The 19,882-nt window shown below is 34.7% G+C and carries 15 protein-coding genes; 5 read left to right on the forward strand and 10 right to left on the reverse strand.

Going from position 1 to position 19,882, the window contains the following annotated elements; all coding sequences use genetic code 11:
- Window positions 1-32: 32 nt before the first annotated feature.
- The 3 genes from FA046_RS02310 to FA046_RS02320 all read right to left on the reverse strand — a co-directional run bounded on the left by FA046_RS02310 (window position 33) and on the right by FA046_RS02320 (window position 1,777).
- On the reverse strand, window positions 33-569 hold the full coding sequence (locus FA046_RS02310) for an AAA family ATPase (protein WP_136824743.1): 537 nt from the start codon (window positions 567-569) through the stop codon (window positions 33-35).
- Window positions 566-1,189: a nicotinamide riboside transporter PnuC gene (gene pnuC / locus FA046_RS02315; protein WP_136824744.1), complete on the reverse strand. Its 624-nt coding sequence runs from the start codon at window positions 1,187-1,189 to the stop codon at window positions 566-568. The genes FA046_RS02310 and pnuC overlap by 4 nt, the downstream gene beginning before the upstream one ends.
- 63 nt (window positions 1,190-1,252) lie before the next feature.
- Window positions 1,253-1,777, reverse strand: a complete 525-nt coding sequence (locus tag FA046_RS02320) for a hypothetical protein (protein ID WP_136824745.1) — start codon at window positions 1,775-1,777, stop codon at window positions 1,253-1,255.
- A gap of 80 nt (window positions 1,778-1,857) precedes the next feature.
- Here FA046_RS02320 and FA046_RS02325 point away from each other — a divergent pair, with 80 nt between their 5' ends.
- The 5 genes from FA046_RS02325 (at window position 1,858) to FA046_RS02345 (ending at window position 8,215) form a co-directional block, all read left to right on the forward strand.
- Window positions 1,858-2,802 (forward strand): energy transducer TonB, encoded by a 945-nt coding sequence (locus FA046_RS02325; RefSeq protein WP_136824746.1) that lies wholly within the window; start codon window positions 1,858-1,860, stop codon window positions 2,800-2,802.
- Window positions 2,803-2,807: 5 nt separating this feature from the next.
- Window positions 2,808-3,782 carry an energy transducer TonB gene (locus FA046_RS02330; RefSeq protein ID WP_136824747.1) on the forward strand — a complete coding sequence of 325 codons (975 nt, stop codon included), beginning with the start codon at window positions 2,808-2,810 and terminating at the stop codon, window positions 3,780-3,782.
- Window positions 3,783-3,889: 107 nt separating this feature from the next.
- Window positions 3,890-6,706 (forward strand): carbamoyl-phosphate synthase large subunit, encoded by a 2,817-nt coding sequence (gene carB / locus FA046_RS02335; RefSeq protein WP_136824748.1) that lies wholly within the window; start codon window positions 3,890-3,892, stop codon window positions 6,704-6,706.
- Window positions 6,707-7,127: 421 nt separating this feature from the next.
- Entirely contained in the window at window positions 7,128-7,916 is a 789-nt protein-coding gene (locus tag FA046_RS02340) for a hypothetical protein (RefSeq protein WP_136824749.1), read from the forward strand.
- Window positions 7,917-7,918: 2 nt separating this feature from the next.
- Window positions 7,919-8,215 carry a hypothetical protein gene (locus FA046_RS02345; protein ID WP_136824750.1) on the forward strand — a complete coding sequence of 99 codons (297 nt, stop codon included), beginning with the start codon at window positions 7,919-7,921 and terminating at the stop codon, window positions 8,213-8,215.
- A 496-nt stretch (window positions 8,216-8,711) separates the two neighbouring features.
- Here the strand turns inward: FA046_RS02345 and FA046_RS02350 are convergent, their stop codons facing one another.
- The 7 genes from FA046_RS02350 to FA046_RS02380 all read right to left on the reverse strand — a co-directional run bounded on the left by FA046_RS02350 (window position 8,712) and on the right by FA046_RS02380 (window position 19,545).
- On the reverse strand, window positions 8,712-10,004 hold the full coding sequence (locus FA046_RS02350) for a DUF4842 domain-containing protein (RefSeq protein WP_136824751.1): 1,293 nt from the start codon (window positions 10,002-10,004) through the stop codon (window positions 8,712-8,714).
- A gap of 471 nt (window positions 10,005-10,475) precedes the next feature.
- On the reverse strand, window positions 10,476-11,423 hold the full coding sequence (locus FA046_RS02355; RefSeq protein ID WP_136824752.1) for a hypothetical protein: 948 nt from the start codon (window positions 11,421-11,423) through the stop codon (window positions 10,476-10,478).
- A 67-nt stretch (window positions 11,424-11,490) separates the two neighbouring features.
- Window positions 11,491-12,672, reverse strand: a complete 1,182-nt coding sequence (locus tag FA046_RS02360) for a M20 metallopeptidase family protein (RefSeq protein WP_136824753.1) — start codon at window positions 12,670-12,672, stop codon at window positions 11,491-11,493.
- Window positions 12,659-13,096 carry an SPOR domain-containing protein gene (locus FA046_RS02365; protein ID WP_136824754.1) on the reverse strand — a complete coding sequence of 146 codons (438 nt, stop codon included), beginning with the start codon at window positions 13,094-13,096 and terminating at the stop codon, window positions 12,659-12,661. The genes FA046_RS02360 and FA046_RS02365 overlap by 14 nt, the downstream gene beginning before the upstream one ends.
- Window positions 13,096-16,398 carry a preprotein translocase subunit SecA gene (gene secA / locus FA046_RS02370; RefSeq protein ID WP_136824755.1) on the reverse strand — a complete coding sequence of 1,101 codons (3,303 nt, stop codon included), beginning with the start codon at window positions 16,396-16,398 and terminating at the stop codon, window positions 13,096-13,098. The genes FA046_RS02365 and secA overlap by 1 nt, the downstream gene beginning before the upstream one ends.
- Before the next feature lie 399 nt (window positions 16,399-16,797).
- Window positions 16,798-17,916 (reverse strand): diaminopropionate ammonia-lyase, encoded by a 1,119-nt coding sequence (locus FA046_RS02375; RefSeq protein WP_136824756.1) that lies wholly within the window; start codon window positions 17,914-17,916, stop codon window positions 16,798-16,800.
- Window positions 17,917-17,922: 6 nt separating this feature from the next.
- Window positions 17,923-19,545 carry an amidohydrolase gene (locus FA046_RS02380; RefSeq protein ID WP_136824757.1) on the reverse strand — a complete coding sequence of 541 codons (1,623 nt, stop codon included), beginning with the start codon at window positions 19,543-19,545 and terminating at the stop codon, window positions 17,923-17,925.
- Window positions 19,546-19,882: the final 337 nt, after the last annotated feature.

The raw sequence follows: 19,882 nt of genomic DNA on the forward strand, positions 1-19,882 counted from the left end.
AAATAGAATTAGATGCTAAAATAACTGAATTATTACAAATTTTGTTTTTTAAGGAAGTTTTCTACCGCAGAAATAGCTTTTTTTAATCTATCATCAGTACCCCCAACTTCTACAAATGAAGCGTTTATGTTGTTTAACTCTTTACGCCAAACTTCCATAAAATGGTCGCCCATATCTTTAAAATCTCTTAATGGGTCATCTTCCCAAGGCAAATCATTTTTCAATAAAAGATAATGATCATAATGATGTGTTTTTATAGCTTCTAAAACCGTTGCAGGAGTTTCGCCTAACTGATGATCGCTCCAAATTTTTACCGTCATAAAGGTGGTATCACAAATCAGCAAATTGTTTTTAGCCACTACTTCCATAGATTTTTCTAAGGCTAGCTGCCCATAAAACATGTTTAATTCATCTTGTAAAGTGCAAGCAGCGGTTAATCCTTCACAATAGTAACGGGCATATTCTGGCACCCAAACCGTATTAAAATGTTTAGCTAATGCTGATGAAATGGTGGATTTCCCGGTAGACTCTGGACCAACTATCGCAATTTTAATGAGTTCTTTTTTCATCCCACAGACACAGTTTGACTGTTTAAAGTTTTTTTCCAGTCTAAATATCCTTTCAAAGCTATAAACAAGAAAACAAAATATAAAACGGCGGTAGCCAATAAATCTTTATGAATGTATAATGGGATATAAATGATATCGACAAAAATCCAGATGAGCCAATTTTCTAATTTCTTTCTGGTCATTAAATATTGTGCAATAAAGCTGGTAACGGTACAAAATGCATCAATAAAAGGCACATCAGAATCTGTGTATTTATCTAATGCAAAACCAATTAAAATGCTCAATGCAATTAGTAAAACACTTAAAATAATCCATTCTTTAGGCTTTACTTTGCTTACCGGCCTTTCAGATTTTAAATGCGTTGCTTTTCCGTAAGTCCAGTAATACCAACCATAAACAGAAGTGGCCAAAAAATAAAACTGTAAAATGGTATCGCCATACAACTTAGCCTGATAAAAAATATAGATGTAAGAAATTACACTTAACATGGCAATGGGCCAGTTTAAAATGTTTTCTTTTGCCGCCAAATAAACACATAAAGCCCCGGTAATTACACCAAACCACTCTATATAACCAATGGCTTTAAATTGCTCCCAAATTTGAAAAAAGGTTTCCTCCAAAATAAAAAAATCTTATCCCGCAAATTGGGGATAAGATTTTATGCTTCAAAATAATGTTTTTTATTAATTAGCGGTAGTTGGGCTGCTGTTAAAACCTAAACTCGCTTTTACACTTAAGTCTACATTTAAACCACTTTGTAAAACGTAATCCATTCTTACTCTTAAAGTGCCAGCTTTAACGTAATCATCTAAAAACTTACTGTTATCAATGTCTAATACCAATGAACTGCCAGAAGTTGCTGATACATCATTTCTTGATGCAACCAATACTTCATTAGAACCATTTAATAAATAAACTTTAACCGACTTAAAAACCCCTAAACTCTGACTGCTTGGACTAACCGCTTCAATTTTTGCTGAAGCCATTCTCACTTGGCTAATCTGACTGGTATTTGAGCCACTCCCTGTAAAAATTTGATCGATACTACTTGCTGTACTGGTAGCAGAAAAAGTTCTTCCTGTTTGTGATGTAGCAGGAATAATCAATGTTGAAGTATAAGGAAAGGTAGATTTTACAATAGATTGCAAAGTTGCGCAACTGGTTACAAAAACGGTAAGGATAATTAATCCTGATAATATCTTTTTCATGTTCTTAATTTTTTCATGGTAATGGCAAATACTATTCCAGATGAAATTTTTTTAATATTTTAGTGGTAAAATATCTAATTATGAAAAAACTATTTCTACTTAATTTTTACATTTTGCTAGCATCTCAAATTTTTGCACAAGAAAAAACTACTTATTATATAAAGGAGCAAAATAGGCCCGTAAGTAATTTAGATAGTGCAGATTATATCAGAACAATTGCGAATTATAAAAATAATGAGGGATTATATGATGTTTTTGAATATTATAAAGATAACTCCAAGAAGAGAATTGGTAACTCATTAAAAAACACTTTCTCTCCAGAGTATTCAGGTAATGTTTTATCTTACTATAAAAACGGAAACAAACAATCTGTAGAAAACTATACTAAAGGCAAGAAGAACGGAATCAGTAATTATTTTTATCAGAATGGGAATCTCAAAAAAAAAATCGAGTTTTCAGTGAATGAGAAAAAAGAGGAAGTAGAATTGATGATTCAGATTGCAGATTCTTTGGGCAAAAATTTTTTGGATGAAACATCATCAGGAAGATTTAAAATAATTGATGGTAATAATGAAATTGAAGGCGAGTATTTAAATGGAAATAAAAATGGCGTTTTTAAAACTCATGATTTTAATCTTAATGAAGATTATTTAGATGAATATAAAAATGGAGAATATATAAAAGGTAAAACAACCGACTCATCAGGAAAAGAAATCGAATACAACAAGCTATTTGTTCTCCCAACATTTAAAGGTGGGCTACAGGCTTTTGGGAAATTTTTATCAAAAAATCTTGAATATCCAGACATTTCAAGAAGAAATAAAACCCAAGGACGAGTATACTTATCATTTGTTGTTGAAAAGGATGGGAGCTTAAGTGAGATAAAAGTTTTAAAAGGTGTTTCATCTGAAATAGATACCGAAGCCCTGCGAGTTCTTAATATTTCCCCAAATTGGACCTCTGGCACTTATAGAAGTAAACCCATAAGAGTTTCTTATACTCTTCCTATTAGTTTTCAATTGTAAGAAGCATGATTAAATACCTATTTACAGCAATTTTTACTTTAACTTCTATTTTCTCTTTTGCTCAAAAAAAGCAAAACGTTTACTACTACAAAAACAATGGTAAACAAGTAACAATACCTGATAGTGCAGATTTTGTTAGGATTATAAAAGAACCAGACTTTGGGTCTGCAAATTTTGATTTAATAGAGTATTATCCTAACAGTAAAGTAAAAAGAGAAGGACACGTTTCTACTTATACCCCTCGTTTAGTTTTTGAAGGAAAATTGACTTCTTATTTTGAAACTGGTATCATAAAAAGTATAATGAATTATAAAAGCAATAGGCTTGATGGAGAATATATTTATAATTACGCTAATGGAAATTTATATGAAAGTAGGCTTTATTTTCTTTCAGTAGAAGACGGAGCTAAAGAAACCTTAGAATATAAAACTACTCAAGTAGGCGACTCTCTTGGCCGTAAATTTTTTGATGATAAAGGTACAGGCACTGTAGATATTGTTTGGCCAAAAGGGAATAAAGATTACGGCAATTATGTAAATGGTTTAAAAGAAGGAACTTGGACACAATACATTGCCAAAACAAAAACCACTTATGAAGACCAATATAAAAACGGCGTTTTTGTAAAAGGAAAATGTATTATAGAAAATGGCGAATCTACTAGCTATAACACTTTAGACGCCATACTTCCCTCTTTTAAAGGTGGTGTAACAGCATTTGGTGATTTTTTAAATGATAATTTAATTTATCCAAAAGAGGCGGTAAAGCTACAGGAAGAAGGAAAAGTTTATTTAAATTTTAAAATAGATATTGATGGTAGCTTAAAAGATATTAGAGTAGCAAGGTCTGTTTCTTTCTTGTTAGACCAAGAAGCAATGAGGGTAATGAAGTTGTCTCCTAATTGGGAGCCTGGTATGCAAAGAGGGAGAAAAATTCAGGTTACTTATACTGTTCCGATTGTTTTCCAACTTAAGAAAAAATGATTTTTTAAATTAATCCTCTAAAAACCCATACAATTTCTATCTTTGCATCCCGAACAAGCATTCGGGATTTTAATATAAAAATGCGTAAAATCCCATAAATTTACGCCATGCCAAAAAATAACTCCATAAAATCAGTTTTAATCATCGGTTCAGGTCCTATCATTATTGGTCAGGCTTGCGAATTTGATTATGCCGGTTCTCAAGCTGCTTTATCTTTAAAAGATGAAGGAATAGAGGTTTCTATCATCAATTCTAATCCGGCCACCATCATGACGGATAAAGTAATTGCAGATCATGTTTACCTTTTACCTTTAACCGTTGCTTCTATTGAAGAAATTTTAAAAGAGCGTAAAATTGATGCCGTATTGCCAACAATGGGTGGTCAAACTGCATTAAATTTAGCTATTGAAGCAGAAGAACGTGGCATTTGGGAAAAATACGGCGTACAAATTATAGGTGTTGATACCGCTGCGATAGAAAAAACAGAAAATCGCGAAGCCTTCAGGCAACTGATGGTGGATATTGGCATTGGCGTTGCCAAATCAAAAATTGCAAACTCATTTTTAGAAGGTAAAGAAGCAGCACAACAAATTGGTTTTCCTTTAGTGATTCGTCCATCTTATACCTTAGGTGGTTACGGAGGTGGTTTTGTACACAAAAAAGAAGATTTTGACGCCGCTCTTTCTCATGGTTTACAAGCTTCCCCAACTCACGAAGTTTTAATTGAACAGGCCGTTATTGGTTGGAAAGAATACGAATTAGAATTATTAAGAGATAATAAAGACAATGTGATCATCATTTGCTCTATAGAGAATTTTGATCCCATGGGCATACACACCGGAGATTCTATTACGGTTGCGCCAGCCATGACATTGTCTGACCGTTGTTACCAGGATATGCGTAACCAGGCTATCAAAATGATGAGAGCCATTGGTAATTTTGCAGGGGGTTGTAACGTACAGTTTTCGGTAAATCCGGAGGATGAAAGCATCATTGCGATAGAAATTAATCCAAGAGTTTCTCGGTCATCGGCCTTAGCCTCAAAAGCAACCGGCTATCCTATTGCTAAAATTGCGGCAAAACTGGCTATTGGTTATAACCTAGACGAGTTAGAAAATCAAATCACCAAAACCACTTCAGCATACTTTGAACCGACTTTAGATTACGTGATTGTTAAAATTCCTCGTTGGAATTTCGATAAATTTAAAGGCGCCAATACCGAATTAGGTTTACAAATGAAATCGGTTGGCGAAGTAATGGCTATTGGCCGTTCATTTATTGAAGCTTTACAAAAAGCTTGTCAGTCTTTAGAAATTGGCAGAGCAGGTTTAGGTTCAGATGGTAAACAAAACCGTAATATAGAAGACATTATGCATAAGCTAGAGCACCCAAGTTGGGATAGGCTTTTTGCAATAAAAGATGCTTTTAGAATGGGCGTTCCGTTAGAATCTATAAGAAAAGTAACCAAAATAGACCGTTGGTTTTTAAATCAAATACAAGAGTTAGCCACTTTAGAACAAGAGTTAAAACGTTATTCGTTAAACAACATTCCTAAAGATTTCTTCATCAATATGAAGCAAAAAGGCTTCTCTGATATTCAAATTGCCTGGATTTTAGGGAATGTAACGGAGGATGAAGTTTACGACAGAAGAAAAGAATTAGGTATTAACCGAGTATATAAAATGGTGGATACTTGTGCGGCAGAATTCCCTGCAAAAACACCTTATTTTTACTCTACTTATGATGGTGAAAACGAATCTATTCCATCTAACAAGAAAAAAATTATTGTATTAGGATCTGGTCCAAACCGTATTGGGCAAGGTATAGAGTTTGATTATTCTTGCGTACATGGTTTAATGGCCGCCAACGAAGAAGGTTACGAAGCCATTATGGTAAACTGTAATCCCGAAACTGTTTCTACCGATTTTAACATGGCCGATAAACTTTACTTCGAGCCTGTGTTTTGGGAGCATGTAAGAGAGATTATAGAGCTAGAGAAGCCAGAAGGTGTAATTGTACAACTTGGCGGGCAAACTGCTTTAAAAATGGCAGAAAAGCTGCATGAGAAAGGCATAAAAATTATTGGTACTTCTTACAGCAATATGGACATTGCCGAAGACCGCGGACGTTTCTCAGATTTATTAAAAGATTTAAATATTCCTTATCCTAAATATGGCGTTGCCGAAACTGCCGAAGAAGCCATTGAAGTAGCACATGAGGTTGGTTATCCGGTATTGGTGCGTCCTTCTTATGTTTTAGGCGGACAAGGAATGAGCATTGTGATTAACGATGAGGATTTAGAAAAAGCAGTAGTAAAATTATTAGGTGATTTACCCGGTAACCGAGTATTAATTGACCATTTTTTAGACCGAGCAGAGGAAGCAGAATCAGACGCAATTTTTGATGGTGATGATGTACATATCATAGGTTTAATGGAACATATTGAGCCTGCAGGTATTCACTCCGGAGATTCTTTTGCAGTATTGCCTCCATTTAATTTATCAGCAAATGTGATTGCTAAAATGGAAGAATATACTGATAAAATTGCCCGAGCTTTAAATATCAGAGGTTTGATGAATATGCAATTTGCCGTTAAAAACGAAGATGTTTATGTAATAGAGGCCAATCCACGAGCTTCAAGAACGGTTCCTTTTATCGCCAAAGCGTATGATGTGCCATATATTAACATTGCAACCAAAATTATGTTGGGCACCAAAAAGTTAAAAGATTTTAAAATCGAAAGAAAGCTAGAAGGTTACGCCATTAAAGAACCTGTTTTCTCTCACCATAAATTCCCCGAAATTCAGAAAGAATTAGGCCCAGAAATGAAATCAACCGGCGAATCTATCCGTTTCATTAAAGATTTAGAAGATCCTTATTTTATACAGTTATACAAAGAGAAATCAATGTATTTAAGCAAGTAGGGATAACCCGAGGGTTATCCTTTTGGAGTTACATTTTAAAACCATCTCATTCATTTGAGGTGGTTTTTTTGTTTTATTAACTATCTTATTTTTTTGTAAGTGAGAACTAAATAACTTTAAAGCACATTATTTAGTTTTTATAAATATTTAATTATAAAATTAATTCTTAATTATAATTTTTTTCTTATATTTATAATATTTGTAAAAAACTACAGGGTGTATATTTTTTACTTTTTATCACTAAAACTACTAAACTATGAAATTAATTCACTTCCGATTAGGCATGTTATGTTGCCTAATTGCCACTACAACGTTATTTAACGGCTGCAAAAATGAAAAAGTTGAAACTCCTCTTGAGAATAACAAATTAAATCTAATCAATAATTAAATTAATAATCTCACAGTATCCTATAAATCGGGATTGTACATTATATCCTATGATGCTAGAACACATGAGAAAATAACCGAATCTAATGTAGTTATTAAAAGAGCTGCTGATGGTAATGTTGTTTTTAAATCTACATACACAGTTAACGTTGGTTTGACAGCTTATAAATTAGCTTCACATGAAAGTATAATTAATCAAGCTGAAATAGTAAAAGAAACATATCAAAATGAAATAGAAAATATCAAAATTTTATTTGAAGATTTCGGTAAAACCCTTGTTAATGACCCAAGATTAGATCATACGTTACAGATTATTCAATCTGTTTTCTATCATAATTCAATAATAAATACTGCTTATAGAAGTATTATTGAAGAAACTGATTGCGGTTGTACACCACATCCCGCCTATATTCTTGATAAAAAAGGGTTTTGGTGTCAAGAAGACTACATGATAAATCCCGAACAATTATTAACAGCAATAAAAGATTTTAATTATAAAATTCAAGACCGCGAGATTAAAGCCTTTGAATATCTAAAGAGCCACAGAAAAGAATCTAGTATTTCTCTTGACAAAATATCAAACTTAATTGAGCCAAGAGAACAATTTATGAATAGAATAAATAGTGCTTATTACAGTAATTCAAATAACTACATAAAACAAAACTCTATTAAAATAGAATGTACTTCTCAAGGTTCTGATCTTGGTTGTTGCGGTAATTACTCAGGTTGTTGCATTTATTGGAGCTTAGTGTGCTTAGAACATGATCTGTACTGCTTAAAATGTGATCATTGGTATTGTGGACCTCAATGTAAACCTTTATAAATATGAAACAATTAGCTAAATTTATTACCTTTTTATCGGTTTTATTGAATTTTTATTACAACGGAAGTTGGATTTATTCTTTCAATAAATTTAATTTACAATTAGAAAGAACCAGTTATTTTTCTGAAAATTTCTTTTTTGCGTTGTCTGTTTTACACATTAATATTTCTTTAATTGTTTTAACAGTAAGCAGTTTGATTATTTTATTTGCTTTAAACTATAAATATATGATGCTAAAAACAGTTTTAATTGTTGTCCAATTTATGTTTCTAGTTAATTATTTATGGCAACTTATTTAAACCATAATCTTATCTTTATACCTTTTAAAGGTCTATCCCAAAACCGGTTTTAAATGTTCCGAAGGGTCACTTAAATCTAAACTTAAAAATTGAGGACTGTGTCCGGCATTCGAAGAGAAAAGGAAATTTATACCAGACAGAGTCCTCGGTTTCTAAGAAGCATTTACGTGATCCTGAAAAAGGAACAATAAACGAGTTGCATAAGTGACGTTTGTCTTTTTAAAATCGTTGGCTATGGGTTAAAATCTCTTTAGCCCAGATAGCAATGGATACCGGCCAAGCGCTTAATGCCTCGAGCAGTATGAATGGATAGCTGGAATAGCTTCAAATAAAATTAAAGTTGATTTTGTATCATGATGCAGTCTTTGGTCCAATTAACTAATAAATAAGTTATTCTTTACTCTAATTGCAAAACGCTGATAAACTAAAAAGGTTAAAGTATTCATTAAGAACGAACACTTTAACCTTTTTAATAAAATTTATTACCGTTAACGAATTACAAACACCTGTTTGGGTCGAACGTTAGGGAAGCATTAGCCAAATTACCTGCCCAGTTATCAGCAGGGAAAGATGGATATGGACCAGCTATGTTAACACCTTCTAAAGGCCATCTCCAAGTTCTTGGTATAATAACACCATTTGGATAAACGTTTCCAGATGCTGAAGTCCAGGTATCCTGACCTGAAAAATCATAAATAGAAAGGTCGTAATTGCCACCACCGTAAGGCGCTGCACCCGAAGGATAAACGCTGATGAATGGTAGGTACGGCTTGCTAGTATTGTATTCAAAATCCTCATTTACTTGAAGCGTGATTTCTTTTACGCCAAATGCCACACATGGATATTGAAGGAAAACATTAGCTTGATCATACGGTGCTCCATTGGCTTGCATAGCAAATTTAGTACTGCTAAAAATGGTGATGATATAGTCATTACCATCAGTGGTATAACTAGACTGACCGCTATTTGCATCCAAAATACCAGTGATACCAGTTTTAGGAATTCTGATTTTAAACTGGTGATCGTTCCAAGCTCCTCTTGCAGAAATTTTAAAAGTAAGTTTGAGATCGTTTCCAGTGCGTAAGCCATTAGCCATAACTACAAGGTCATTATAGTCTCCATCATTACCGTGGTTTTGAAGGTCTTCCCATGCAAATGTAAAGTCTACGCCACTACATTCTGAAGTATTAAAGTCAAAATAAACAGACCAGTTAGCTCCTGGAAACTGATAAGCATTTTCTAAAGATGTGCCTTTAGAGCTATCTTTAGTGATACCTGCCCATGCGCTATCTCCTGTTGAAAGCGTTGCGTGTGTTGCAATAAATAACTTGCCGTTTACAGCATTTTGGTCAACATAAGATTTTGGAATTACAACTGTGTAACTTGTTGTTTTGCTTTCAGCAGTAAAGGTGTTGCTATAATTAAATTTACCTGGTACTGCACCACCTCCACTAATTTTTCTATCGCCTTTAAATTGTTCAATGGTTTCAAAAATGTCAGCATGTATTTGCAATAAATAAACATTAGGCTTAGTAATGTTATAAGTTAGATACAATTCTCCTTTAATGCCTACGGCTACATCTACCGTACCAACAATTGTATTTTGCCCAGCAACCAGCGAGCGTTGAATACATGGTTTTGGTAGAGATGCCAATAACAAATTGTTTGTTGAAGCTTTTTTAGAAACAACATTGGTTTCAACTAAATTTGAAAATTCTTTTTGACAAGAAGAGAGTAGAAACAGTAAACTGCAGCAAGTAATTATTAGATTAGTTTTAATAAATTTCATTTTATAATTGTTTTTTTTACGTTTATTCAATTACTGCACCAATTTAATAATGCAGCATATAAAGGGTTTTCAGGTAAAATTTGGGGATTTATAGGCTTAAGTATTACTCAACTTGCGTCATTAAATACCCGTATAAATTGCCTCCAACACACTAAAATCATCTTTGTAAATACAACATAGAAAGTTAATAATATATGGATAGGAACAAAAGCCTTCAGATCTGTAGTCTCTAACATGTACTACCAACTACGCATTTAGTAATAAAAAAGATTTTTTAGTTCTCTAAAATCAAAACGAGGAGTTTTGTAAAACCTTTTCTGTATTTAACCCCTCGATGTTACGGATTCATCGATAAAAAAAGAGTTTTCAAATCCGCTAAATAAAAATCAATTTTTATAGAATTTAAAAGCTAAACTATATTACAAAAAGTAACATTAGGAGGTCTCTGCAGAAGGATTTCGATGTGTTAAATTACTCTAATTGGTAATTCTTATGCAAAACTAAGAAGCTTGCTTTTTCTTCCTTTTTAAAAGGGATATCCCAGTTTCCTTGGTAGCTGATTTTTGTAGGCAGCAAATCTCCACCAAAATAGCTCATTTCAATGTTCATTTGTACATCAAATTCAAAAGCCATGTTGTCTATCTTCATATCAATGTATCGTCCTAAAATTTGGAAGTTTCTTTGATCAAAAATGGTGGTGAGTTCTTTAATCATGATGCCGTCTTTTGTCCAGTTGCTCAAATCAGGTTTCATCAAAACTTTAAATCGGTAAACCGGAATAGAATCTAAATAAGTTCCTTTAAAAAAAGAGTAATCGTAATACTGACGCATGTTGGCAGTAAAAATTTCAGTTTTACCCGCTATAAAAGGAACTCCTTTAATTGGCCTGCCTGGTGTGAAAACTAAAGTTTTTAATTTGTCTTTGTAAGATTCATTAGTACCGCCTTTGCCGGCGGGTGCGTTAGCAGAATTGGGAACAAAATCTGAATTATAGGCATTCATAAAAATATAGTCGAACATCTCAACAGTGTATAAATCATATTTGCCGTTTTTTTTGTAGAGGTTTCCGCTATCTCCTTTTTCTAAAAACTTTAAATTATGGCCTTTTGCATCGTTATTATGAAATATCTTTCGGTAAACCTTCCCTTCTACCTTATCTTTTTTATCATAAGTAAATACTCTGTTTTCTGCAGTAAAAGCATATTTTTTCATGTTTCTAAAAGCCTGATAAAAGCTGGTATCAGTGACAATTTCCTGAATAAAATCTTCAATATCTAATCCTGCTTTACCAATTTTAACTACCGCATCCTGATCCATTTTCATGGTTAAAACTGTATCGGGATTAAAACGTGGTATAGCCTGACTAAAAGCTGAAGAGCCAGAAAAAAGTAAAATAAAAAAAAGGATGTGGTTTTTCATCGTCTATAAAAAAAGGCTTCCGTTTTGTGAAAGCCTATATTGTTAACCTTTTAAATACATTTTTGTGTTAATTGCCTAATTCTTTTATGGTCATATAAGCCATTAAACCAGTACTTATACCTAAAGCATTTTCATCAATATCAAAAGTTGGAGTATGTACAGATGAAGTAATTCCTCGGGCTTCGTTTCTGGTTCCTAATCTGTAAAAACAGGCATCAGCGGCTTGAGAAAAATATGCAAAATCCTCGGCAGCCATCCAAATATCTAAGTCTAAAACATTTTCTACTCCTAAATATTCAATCGCATTTGCTTTCACTCGGGCTGTTAACTGCTCTTCGTTTACTAAAAAAGGATATCCTTTTTCTATTCTAAAATCACAGCTTCCACCCATACCTTCAGCAATGCTTTCGGCCATTTTCTTCATTTTCAAATGTGCTTCTGCTCGCCATTTTTCATTCAATGTTCTAAATGTTCCTTCTAAATAAACTTCATTAGGAATTACATTGGTTGCGCCATTGGCAATCACTTTCCCAAAAGAAAGAACTGATGGTGAACGAGGATCGGCACTACGGCTGATAATGGTTTGCAAAGCGGTTATCATGTGCGCCATAATCACCACCGGATCTATATTTTGTTGTGGTTGTGCGCCATGCCCACCTTTTCCTTTTATGGTAACATAAAGCTCATCTGTTGATGCCATATATTTACCCGGGCGAATACCAATTTTACCAGCATCTATCAAAGGCATTACATGTTGCCCTAAAACAGCATTCGGCGTTGGGTTTTCTAAAACCCCTTCTTTAATCATTAAATTTGCGCCACCGGGCAATCTTTCTTCGGCAGGTTGAAAAATGAGTTTAACCGTTCCGGCAAATTCATCTTTTAATTGATTTAAAATACTGGCGGTTCCTAAAAGTGACGAAGTATGTACATCATGTCCGCAGGCATGCATTACTCCTTGGTTTTTAGATTTATAAGTAACATCGTTTGCCTCTACAATGGGTAAAGCATCCATATCTGCCCTTAAAGCGATTACTTTATCTGATTTTTTACCTTCAATTAAACCCACTACACCGGTATTTGCCATTTCTTTAAAAGGAATGCCCATTTTGGTTAATTGTATTTTCACAAATGCAGACGTGTTGTATTCCTCAAAAGATAGCTCTGGATGAGCATGCAAGTGTCTTCTGTTTACAGTAACTTCCTCGTGGATTTCACTGGCTAGGGATTTGATTTTATCGATCAACATTAAATTCATCAGCTTTAATCGGGTTAATGCGCTCACTAAAAATAAATAAGGTAGGAAACTCTGCCCTCAATTCATTCATTAATTTTTGCGCTTCTGCTCGGGTTCTAAAATCGCCTACTTTAACCCTATAATTGGGTTGGGTGTAAGACAAATAAGTATTTAATTCTGGATATAAAGACTTAAATCTGGCTTGTTCATTATAAGCATCTTTCCTATCGGTACCAAAAAAAACCTGCACTCGGTAACCATAAACAACTATTGGTGTTCCGTTATTAGAAACACCTTTATTTAAAGCAATTCTTCGGGCAATTAAACTGTCTATTAAAGGGTTTTTAACTACCGTAACTTTGCCATTTGATTGCGCAAAGCCAATGCTTGAAATTACAAGCAACAGGATAGTTAAAATATTCCTTTTTATAGTCATTACGCAGTTAATCCGTGACAGCTTTTATATTTTTTACCACTACCACATGGGCAAGGGTCGTTTCTACCGATTTTAATTTCGGCTTTAATGGGTTGTGTTTTTTGTATTTCACGAGTATCATCAACCGGTATGCCGTTACTTTCTTGTGCAAGCTCTGGTTTAGAGATTTTTAGCTTGCTCATATCAGTTTTAGGCTGAGGCTTGGCTTCTTTTAGCGGCGCTTCGCCTTGTACAGGGATGCCACCTTTAAATAGGAAACTCACTACATCTTTATTTACTACCGCCAACATGTTTTTAAACAAGTTAAAAGCTTCCATTTTATAAATTACTAATGGATCTTTTTGCTCATAAACTGCATTTTGAACTGATTGCTTTAAATCATCCATTTCACGTAAATGCTCTTTCCAGGTCTCATCAATCAGCGAAAGCGTAATGGTTTTTTCAAAAGATCTTACCACTTCTTTACCATGAGTTTCTACTGCCTTTTTAAGCGGTGTAGCCACTTGAATGCCATGTAATCCATCGGTAAAAGGAACAATAATATTCTCGATGCTTTCTCCTCGGGTGTCAAAAACATCTTTAATTACCGGATAAGCTTGTTGTGCTACCATTTCAGATTTGTGTTTGTAGAAATTACTAGCTTCTGCAAAAACTTTATCTGCTAATTTATCAATGTTACTACCAGCAAATTCAGCATCGGTGATGGCACTGTCCATGGCAAAAACCCTTAATAACTCTAATTTTAAACCTTCGTAATTATTGGTTTCTTTAAACTCAGTCACCACATCATCTACCACGTCTAAAATCATGTTTTCAATATCCACGTCTAAACGTTCGCCAAATAAAGCATTTTTACGTTTAGAGTAAATTACGCTACGTTGTGAGTTCATCACATCATCATACTCTAACAAACGCTTACGAATACCGAAGTTGTTTTCTTCTACTTTCTTTTGCGCTCTTTCTATAGAATTGGTGATCATAGAATGCTGAATGACTTCCCCTTCTTCAATACCCATTCTCACCATTAAGCTGCCAATACGTTCTGAACCAAATAAACGCATCAAGTTGTCTTCTAAAGAAACGAAGAATTGCGTAGAACCTGGGTCTCCCTGACGACCAGAACGACCTCTTAACTGTCTATCCACACGACGAGATTCGTGTCTTTCTGTACCTACAATAGCTAAACCACCAGCTTCTTTAACGCCTTCGCCTAGTTTAATATCCGTACCACGACCAGCCATATTGGTTGCAATCGTAACCGTTCCGGCTTTACCAGCTTCGGCAACAACATCCGCTTCTTTTTGGTGGAGTTTTGCGTTCAATACATTGTGCTTGATGCCTTTCATTTTTAGCATCCTACTCAATAATTCAGAAATTTCAACCGAAGTAGTTCCCACCAAAACTGGTCGACCAGCTTGAGTTAATTCTACAATTTCATCAGCAACGGCATTATATTTTTCACGCATGGTGCGGTAAACTTTGTCTTGCCTGTCTTCACGGGCAATAGGGCGATTGGTTGGGATTTCTACCACATCTAATTTATAGATTTGCCAAAGTTCACCTGCTTCTGTTACCGCAGTACCCGTCATACCCGCTAATTTGTGGTACATTCTGAAGTAGTTTTGCAAAGTAATGGTGGCGTAAGTTTGCGTAGCATCCTCTACTTTTACATTTTCTTTAGCTTCTATGGCTTGGTGTAAACCGTCGGAATAACGGCGACCATCCATAATACGACCAGTTTGCTCATCAACAATTTTTACTTTTCCTTCATCAATGATGTATTCTGTATCTTTTTCAAATAAAGTATAGGCTTTTAGCAATTGATTTACCGAGTGGATACGCTCTGATTTTACCGAGAAATCTCTAATCAATTCGTCTTTTTTAGCCGCTTTATCTTCGTTGCTCATCGCAGATTTTTCAATATCGGCAATTTCTGTCCCTACATCTGGCATCACAAAAAAGTGTGGGTCTTCGCCCGAGGCAGTAATCAATTCAATTCCTTTTTCGGTTAATTCAACCTGATTATTTTTTTCGTCAATCACAAAGAAAAGCTCCGCATCAGCTTTTGGCATTTCTTTGTTTTGATCTTGCATATAATAATTTTCAGTTTTATTAAGGACTCCCTTCATACCGGGCTCACTTAAAAACTTAATTAATGCTTTATTTTTTGGCAACCCTCTATGTGCTCTTAATAGCGCTAAGCCACCTTCATCAGGCCCACCTTTACCATCGTTAATTTGCTTTTTAGCTTCGTTTAAAACGCCAGTTACAAAATTCTTTTGTGCATTTACTAAACGCTCAATTCTTGGTTTTAAATCATAAAACTCATGCTCATCTCCTCTTGGAATAGGACCAGAAATGATTAAAGGCGTACGGGCATCATCAATTAAAACCGAATCAACCTCATCAATTAAAGCATAATGCAATTTGCCTTGTACTAGTTCTTCTGGAGAGCGTGTCATATTGTCACGCAGGTAATCAAAACCAAATTCATTATTGGTTCCGTAAACTACATCGGCTTGGTAAGCTTTTCTTCTTTGTGGCGAGTTTGGTTGGTGTTTATCAATACAATCAACAGCTAAACCATGAAATTCGAAAACTGGTCCGTTCCACTCCGAGTCACGACGAGCTAAATAATCATTCACCGTTACTACATGAATTCCTTTTCCGGCCAATGCATTAAGATAAATAGGAAGCGTTCCTACTAATGTTTTACCCTCTCCAGTACCCATTTCGGCAATTTTTCCTTGGTGCAAAACAATACCACCAATTAACTGCACATCATAATGAACCATGTTCCATTTTACCTCTGTACCAGCAGCCAACCAACTATTATGGTGGACGGCCTTTTCACCTTTTATGATTACGTTTGGTTTTTTAGTTGCTAAATCGCGGTCAAATTGGGTAGCAGTAACTTCAATGGTTTCATTTTCTGTAAACCTACGGGCGGTATCTTTCATTACCGCAAAAGCTTCGGGCAATATTTCTAGTAAAACAGCTTCTAATTGCTTGTTTCTGTCTTTTTCTAGTTTATCAACCTCGTCATAAGCAGCTGTTTTCTCGTGTAAAGGCAAATCTGGATTTTGCTCTACATTGGTTTTAATCTCTTGTATTTTGTTATCAGTTTCTGCTAAAGCAGTTTTAATACGCTCTTTAAATTCTAAAGTTTTCGCTCTTAACTCATCATGTGTGAGACTACTTAACTTTTCAAATTCTTCTTTTATCTTATCAACAATAGGTTTAACTATTTTTATATCGCGGTCTGATTTGCTACCAAAAATCTTATTTATAAAACTTAACATTTCTTAATTTATGTTTAAAAATCATTTAAAAACAACAATTACGCCACAGACTGATTTAAGTCAAGTTGACATTGTTGGGGGCGTAAAAATAAGATTTTATTTAGGAGTTTATCTTTAATACTAACAGAAACAAGGCTTTTAACAAAAAAATTATCATTGATAGATACTGATTTATTTTAGGGATGCTTGTATTAAGGAATATTCATTTTTTTTGTTGTCTTCAAACCACATATTTTTATTGAGATGATCAATCTAAACTCTTTAAAATACAGATGAGATTTTTATCTTTTAGTGGGAATTCGTGTATTCATGGCAAAAATCATTTTTTAAAATAGCCATCGTAATATGAAGCCCCGAATATGGATGAAATCGGTATCGTTTTAAATACTGGTTGATTGCTTAATCCTTATTTGCAATTATTTTATTAAAGTTAACAGGATCGGTTGCTCCTTCGGTATTAAAAAATAAGATGTTGGATGTTGGGGCGATTTGTAATTCTTCTTTAACTTTTTGGAAACCATTTTTAGTCATGATCGCAATGAATCCTGCTAAGCCGCCAACTCCAGATTCTCCAGCAATTATTCTTTCATCACTTCCGCTTGGATAGTATAAATCTCTTATAGCTTGTTCTGCAAATTCGTCTCTTATTTTTATCGAAATATCAACTCCGTTTTTGATGATGTCCCAAGCGCTTAAAGATGGGATTCCGCAGTTAAGCCCTGCCATAATGGTTTTAAAATTTCCTTGTGGAGTTACAGGCTTTCTTGCTTTAAATGATGCTAAAATTCCATCCGATTCATAAGGTTCAACTAGTACAATTTTAGGTTTTTGATGCCCATATCTATTCAAATAATACCAAATACCAGCGGCGGCCCAACTTCCCACACCCGCTTGCAAAAAAACAACATCAATTTTAGGATTTGAAATGAGATGTAAAGTGCTTTCCAATTCTTGAAAATGAGTTAAATACCCCGCCATTATTTGAGCAGGAATCTCTTCATAGTTTTCTGATGAGGTATCCTGAATTAATTTCCAGCCGTTTTCTTCACCTATTTTTGCAGCTGCAATACAGGTTTCATCATAGTTGCCATTAATAACTACAACTTTTGCGCCTTCGTTTTCTATAGCTTTGATTCGGCTTGCTACAGTATCTTGTGGGACAAATACCACCGCTTTTTTACCTTCTTTTTTTGAAGCCCAAGCAACTGCCCTACCATGATTACCATCTGTAGCAGTACAAAAAGTGGAGATATTTCTATCTGTTTGAAGGGTTTTATAGATAGCATAAGATGCGCCCAAGGCTTTAAAGGCATTTAACCCAAAACGATGAGATTCATCCTTGATATAAATATTTCCCACACCATATTTAGTAGCCAAATTTTTCAGCTGAACCAAAGGAGTTGATTTGTATTCTGCTAAAGTTTGATGATATTTTAAAGCTTCGCTGTTCTTAAGAATTTCGGTTGTTAAATTATGATTGACGATGCAGTTAGGCTGTTGAATATGATAATCTATCATTTGAAATTATTCTGTTCCTTTTTTCTCTAAAGTTGGATAAGTAATTCCTAACTGCTCTAAATAGGTTTTGTACTTGGTAGGGTCGTAATAATATTTCTTTAGCTGAGGTCTAAATTCGTCCATTATCTTTTTGTTGAGATGTGTTGCTGCAGGTGTGCTTGGCTCTAAAAAAGGAATGTATTTTACATCTTTTGTTTGAACATTTTTATGATAATCAGCAGCATCGGTAATAATTTTAGGATTGGTTAACATATCTAATAAAGTTGCTGCAACAACCTTGCTCCCAGCTACTACACCTTTGTGCGCAATAGGTGTGGCCATAGAAATGGCATCGGCCCAATTATGCCCTGGCGTACCTGGAATGTTTGATGGATAACGAAAAACCACCGTTGGCACATTCCAAGCTATATCTGCAATGTCATCGCTGCCGCCTCCAGATGAAAACTGAACGGGTCCGTTTAAAGTGTCAATTTTTGTAGCTAAACCGTCAATTGGTTCTCCTCTTTGAGTTTTCTTTGGCGCATTTACTAATTTTTGAACGGCTCTGGCCAATTGTTGGTCGGCGGTGTCCCAAGTTGGTAACCCAACTGTTTTAATGTTTTTATAAACCGTCTCGGCAATTGGTTTGTTAAAATGACCCGGCCAAGCGGTCCCTAATAATTGATGAGAAACTTTTGTACCGGTCATAGCCGCTACAGATTTTGAATATAGAATAGCTTCATCATACATGCTTTTAATATCCTCGTAGGTTCTTTCTCTTAAATAATACCAAACCGAAGCTTTTGAAGGAACTACATTGGGCTGGTCGCCACCATCGGTAATTACATAATGAGATCTTTGTGTTGGTTTAAGGTGTTCTCTTTTAAAATTCCACGCAATATTCATTAATTCTACAGCATCTAAAGCACTTTTTCCTCTCCAAGGTGCTCCTGCCGCATGAGCAGAACTTCCCTCAAACTTAAATTCGACTGAAACCAAGCCGTTATTGCCAGCATCGCCCCAAGAAACGCCCATATTACTACCTACATGGGTAAAAATACACGCATCAACATTTTTAAAATAGCCATCTCTAATGTACCAAGCTTTGGTACCCACTAATTCTTCAGCAACACCCGGCCAAATGATTAAGGTACCGGCCATTTTCTCACGCTCCATTATTTTTTTCACTTCAATAGCTGATAAAATCACTAAAGGCAATCCTGAATTGTGCCCTTCGCCATGCCCCGGTGCATCAGCAACAATAGGTTCTTTATATGCCACTCCTGGTTTTTGAGATGCTTTTGGGATGCCATCTATATCACTTCCTAAAGCGATGAATGGTTTTCCGTTTCCCCATTTTGCCATCCAAGCGGTTGGTATGCCGCCGATGCCTCTTTCTATGGTAAAGCCGTTTTTCTCTAAAATATTGGTGAGATAATTAGACGTTTCTGTTTCTTGGAAACCTAACTCAGAAAAACTGAAAGTCATATCTACCATTTCTTGAGCGGTTTTAGATTTTGCTTCCAAAGCATTGATGACTTCCTTTTTGAGTGCTTCAGTTTTTGAGTTTTTGCTTTTTTGTGCGAAACCGAAAGAGGAAATGAATACTAAACTTAGGAGAAGTATTGATTTTGGGTAAGAGTTGGACATATTTTGAAGTTTATGATTGATGAAGAAAATTAAACCGTCTGTAAAATTTAAACAAAAGAAAAAACATACTAAAAGAGAAAATGACTCTTAAAAATACAATTAATATTAACACAAAATAAACAGGCTCAATTTGAGAAATGCTAATCAGTGTAATTATGCTTTTTATAAACATTAAAATAGAAATTATAAAGCATAGAAGTGTTAATACTTTTAACCAGTTTGCCGAAATAATAAACTTACCATTTACCTCCTTTAAAACGACCCAATTGAAAAGCAAAATAATGGCAATACCAATGAGACTAATCCAATCTCCTTCACTTTTTATAATCGCAAAAAG

This window comes from Pedobacter cryophilus, from assembly GCF_005116455.1.
In the GTDB taxonomy this organism is placed as follows: Bacteria; Bacteroidota; Bacteroidia; order Sphingobacteriales; family Sphingobacteriaceae; genus Pseudopedobacter; species Pseudopedobacter cryophilum.